Origin of the sequence: Mesorhizobium sp. M2A.F.Ca.ET.037.01.1.1, assembly GCF_003998075.1 — a bacterium.
GTDB lineage: Bacteria > Pseudomonadota > Alphaproteobacteria > Rhizobiales > Rhizobiaceae > Mesorhizobium.
This window is the reverse complement of sequence record NZ_RZSA01000573.1, coordinates 1-4,360: the sequence shown is the minus strand read 5'-3', so window position 1 is coordinate 4,360 and position 4,360 is coordinate 1. Positions and strand designations below refer to the sequence as shown.

At 64.4% G+C, this 4,360-nt stretch carries 3 protein-coding genes and 1 pseudogene; 3 read left to right on the top strand and 1 reads right to left on the bottom strand.

The genetic code is table 11. The annotated features are described in order from the left end of the window. The 3 genes and pseudogenes from EOA27_RS24475 to EOA27_RS24465 all read left to right on the top strand — a co-directional run. Positions 1-1,231 (top strand): SMP-30/gluconolactonase/LRE family protein (locus tag EOA27_RS24475; protein WP_189562102.1); only part of this gene is annotated, 1,231 nt, incomplete at its 5' end. Beyond that, positions 1,228-2,322 carry a strictosidine synthase gene (locus tag EOA27_RS24470; protein WP_126081385.1) on the top strand — a complete coding sequence of 365 codons (1,095 nt, stop codon included), beginning with the start codon at positions 1,228-1,230 and terminating at the stop codon, positions 2,320-2,322. The genes EOA27_RS24475 and EOA27_RS24470, both read left to right, overlap by 4 nt. Beyond that, a pseudogene (locus EOA27_RS24465) lies at positions 2,319-3,811 on the top strand (sugar ABC transporter ATP-binding protein). The gene EOA27_RS24470 and the pseudogene EOA27_RS24465 overlap by 4 nt, the downstream one beginning before the upstream one ends. A 49-nt stretch (positions 3,812-3,860) precedes the next feature. On the opposite strand, the gene EOA27_RS24460 reads toward EOA27_RS24465, so the two are convergent. Further along, on the bottom strand, positions 3,861-4,316 hold the full coding sequence (locus tag EOA27_RS24460; protein WP_245491150.1) for an SDR family NAD(P)-dependent oxidoreductase: 456 nt from the start codon (positions 4,314-4,316) through the stop codon (positions 3,861-3,863). Positions 4,317-4,360: the final 44 nt, after the last annotated feature.

Below are 4,360 nucleotides of genomic sequence, written 5' to 3'. Positions count from 1 at the left end.
GCTTGTGCTCATGCTGACCAACGGCCTGATCAATCTCGGCATCAGCGGTCCGATAAACTCGACGATCCTCGGCGCGATCCTTTTGCTCGCCGTCTTCGTCGACATGCGCTGGCAGAAGCACCGCCACCGCATCCTGGCCAAGGTCTATGTCTCGCCCGCTTATCTGTCGCTGCCGCCTTCGCCGCAGGTCGATGCGCCCGGCTCACCCTATATGCTCAACGACCGCCTGCGCTCGGTCGAGATCATTGGCCTCGGCGAGATCGAAGGGCCGGAGGATGTCATCCTCGATCGCGACGACAATCTCTATTGCGGCACCCGCCACGGCGACATCGTGCGCTTCTTCGGCCCCGATCATAAGCGCTCGGAAGTGTTCGCGCATATTGGCGGCCATCCGCTCGGCATGGCCTTCGACAAGTCCGGCAATCTGCTCGTCTGCATCGGCGGCATGGGGCTTTTCCAGGTGGCGCCCGACAAGACGGTCACCAAGCTGACCGACGAGACGAACCGCAGCTGGTTCTCGGTGGTGGACGATTCGCGCCTTCGCCTTGCCGACGACGTCGATGTGGCGCCGGACGGCCGCATCTATTTCAGCGAGGCGACCATCCGCTACGAGCAGGAGGATTGGGCGACCGATGCGCTCGAGAGCCGCGCCAGCGGGCGCATCATTTGCTACGACCCGCGCACCGGCAAGACGCATACGGAAATCCCGAAACTAGTGTTCGCCAACGGCGTCGCCATGTGCTCCGACGGGCAATCCTTCATGTTCGCCGAGAGCTGGACCTGCTCGATCAGCCGCTACTATTTCGACGGTCCGAAGAAGGGCAGGACCGAGAAGGTGATCTCCAATCTTCCGGGTTACCCAGACAACATCAACCGCTCTTCCGACGGCAATTACTGGCTGGCGCTGCTCGGCATGCGCGGGCCGGCACTCGATCTAGCACTGCGCATGCCCGGCTTCCGTAAGCGCATGGCCCGTCGCGTCGCGCCGGACCAGTGGCTCTATCCCAACATCAATACCGGCTGCGTGGTGAAGTTCAACGAGAAGGGCGAGATCCTCGACAATCTCTGGGACCTTGGCGGCCTCAACCATCCCATGATCACCTCAATGCGCGAGCATCGCGGCTGGCTCTATCTCGGCGGCGTCTCCAACAACCGCATCGGGCGCTACCGCCTGCCCGATGCCGACCCGAACTGGTGCGCGCAGGACGCCTATTGGGGCGCCCGTTCATGATCGGCGCGATCTGGAAAGCCTGGGCCAATTTCCGCGGCTTCGATCTCACCGGCAGCACCGTGCCGCCGATGGACGGGCCGTTGCGGCCGAACGCGAAGCTCGACGCGATGCCGGTGCTGATGCAGCTCGACGGCGTCGACAATCTCACACCCGCGCATGACGGCATCCTCTGCTCTTCCGGCAACAACCTGCTGACCCTTTCAACCAGCGGCGATGCCTCGCAATTTGAGCTGAGCGCGCGTTGTCCGATGGATGGACTGGTGACCAGCATCGCCGCCCTGGACGAAAACCTGGCGATTGCGGTCGAAGGTCGCGGAATTCTCCTGGAAAGCCCCGGCACCGCCTCAAGGCCGCTGAAGGTCGAAGGCATCAATCCTTCTTGCGTGACGGCCATGGTCTTCGCCGATCCGACGACATTGTTCGTCGCCGTCGGATCGGATCGCCACGCGGCGAGCGAATGGAAGCGCGATCTGATGACGAAGTCGGCGAGCGGCTCGGTGTGGCGCATCGATACCCGCAGCGGCCGCGCCGAACGGCTTCTGGGCGGGCTGGAGTTCGCGGCAGGCCTGGCGCTTTCGGGAGAGGACATCTTTGTCGCTGAAGCGTGGCGGCATCGCGTCCTTGCGCTGGCGGGCGGCTCACAGCCCCGCGTCGCGCTTGCGGCCTTGCCCGCCTATCCGGGTCGCATGACGCAGTCCGCCTCGGGCGGCTTCTGGCTGGCGATGTTCGCGCCCCGCAATCCGCTGGTCGAATTCGTGCTCAAGGAGGACGAATACCGGCGCCGCATGGTCGACACGATCGATCCGGCCTACTGGATCGCGCCGGCGCTTGCGACCGGAAAGAGCTTTCTCGAGCCGATCCAGGGCGGCGCGCGCAAGAAACTCAATATGCTCAAGCCGTGGTCGCCGGCATGGTCGACCGGCCTGGTGGTGCGATGCGACGACCGCATGGCCATGCTGCGCAGCTACCAGAGCCGTGCCGACGGCGATGTCCATGGCGTGACGTCGCTCTGCGAGACAGGTGGCAGGCTGATCGCCGGCGCCAAGGGCTCGGGCAAGATCGTGGCAATCGACGACGAGACGGCGGCATGAATTCACTGGTTCAACTGCGCGGTGTGTCCAAGGACTTTCGCGGCGTGCTCGCGATCTCGGACGTCAACCTCGACGTCCGTCCGGGTGAGATCCATGCCATCCTCGGCGAGAACGGCGCCGGCAAATCGACGCTGATGAAAGTGCTGGCCGGCGTCTATCAGCCGTCCTCGGGCGAGATGGTGCTGGACGGCAAGCCGACGGTTTTCAACTCGCCTTCCGATGCGCTCGCGCATGGCGTCGCCATGGTCTTCCAGGAGACCAATCTGGTTCCGTCGATGTCGGTCGCGCAGAACATCTATCTTGGCGACGAAAAACTCTTCAACCGCCTGCGCGGCCTCAACATCCAGGCGCAGCGCTATCTTTTGTCGCTCAATTTCTACGTCGACCCCACGTCGCAGGTTTCCACCCTGGGCGCCGGCAAGAAGCAGATGGTCGAGATCGCGCGCGCCGTGCATCATCATGCCCGGCTCATCATCTTCGACGAGCCGACCGCGACGCTGACGCCGGAAGAGAAATTCCACTTCTTCAACCTGGCGCGCCGGCTGAAGGAGCAAGGCATCGCGATCATCTTCATCAGCCATGCGCTGGAGGAAGCGCTTTACCTGTCGGACCGCATCACGGTGATGCGCGACGCCAAGGTCGTCGTCACCGACGACACGCGCAATTTCGACCGCGATCGCATCGTGCAGGCGATGGTCGGACGGAGCCTGTCCGGCGAGCTCTATGCCGGCGAGAAGCGCAAGGCGCGGCCGATGGGCAAGAAGATCCTGAGCGTCGAGAACCTGTCGATGGGCAATACGGTCCGAAACACCTCCTTCTCGGTGTTCGCGGGGCAGGTCACCGGCATGTTCGGCCTGGTCGGGGCGGGGCGAACGGAGACGATGAAGATCGTCGCCGGCGTCTTGAAGCGCGACTATTTCCACGGCGGCACCGTACGCTTCGAGGACCGGCCGGTCCGTTACCGCACGCCACGGCCCGCTGTGCGCGACGGCGTCGTCTATGTCACCGAGGACCGCAAGATCGAAGGCTTCTTCGAGACGATGACGATTGCCAGCAACGTCCAGCTCGGCGCGCTGGCGACCGGCAGCAATCCGCTGACCGCTGTCACGCCGCGCAATGCGCGCGAGCTTGCCACGGCCTGGACCAAGCGACTGGGCGTCAAGGCGATCGATGCCGATGCGCGCGTGATCGAGCTGTCGGGCGGCAACCAGCAGAAGGTCGTGCTGTCCAAGGCGCTCATCCAGAAGCCGAAGCTGGTCATCCTGGACGAGCCGACGCGCGGCGTGGATGTCGGCACCATCGTCGAGATCCACAACTTCATCAACGAGCTTGCCGACAGCGGCATGGCGGTGGTGGTGATCTCGTCCTATCTGCCTGAGATACTGGCTCTCTCGGACCGTATCCTCGTTGCGCGGCAGGGGCGCGTCGTCGAGGAATGGACATCGCCGAGGCCAGCGAAAGCCGCATCATGTACGCGGCCGTTCACTGAACAGGCCGGCCCCGGCCGCCCGGCTCAGTGCAGGCCTGGGCGACGGGACCTACCACCTGTTCGTAGGCAGCACGAACATCTGCGCGATCTGGACATGCGGCGGCTGGCTCAGCGCGAACATCACGCAGCGCGCCACGTCCTCGGGGTCAAGCGCCATGCCGAAGCGCTCGAAATATTGCCGCGCCGCTTCCTCGTCGCCGCGGTGGCGGGTCGTGACGATGCTGGTGCGCGTCAGGCCGGGCATAATCTCGATGACCCGCAGCGGCGTCTCCGCGAGCTCACCGCGGATGATGTCGCTCAGCATGTGCACGCCTGCCTTGCTGGCCGAGTAGGGCGCCTGCTCGGGCACGATCCGGAGCGCGCTGATCGAGCTCATGTTGACGATGTCGCCGCGGCCGCGCGCGACCATGCCGGGCAGGATCGCGCGCGTGACGCGCATCAAGCCGATCAGATTGGTCTCGATGATGGCAGACCAGTCATCCGCCGATCCCTGGTCGAAACGGATGCGGCCGCCAATATCGTGGCCGGCATTATTGACCAGTATGTCGA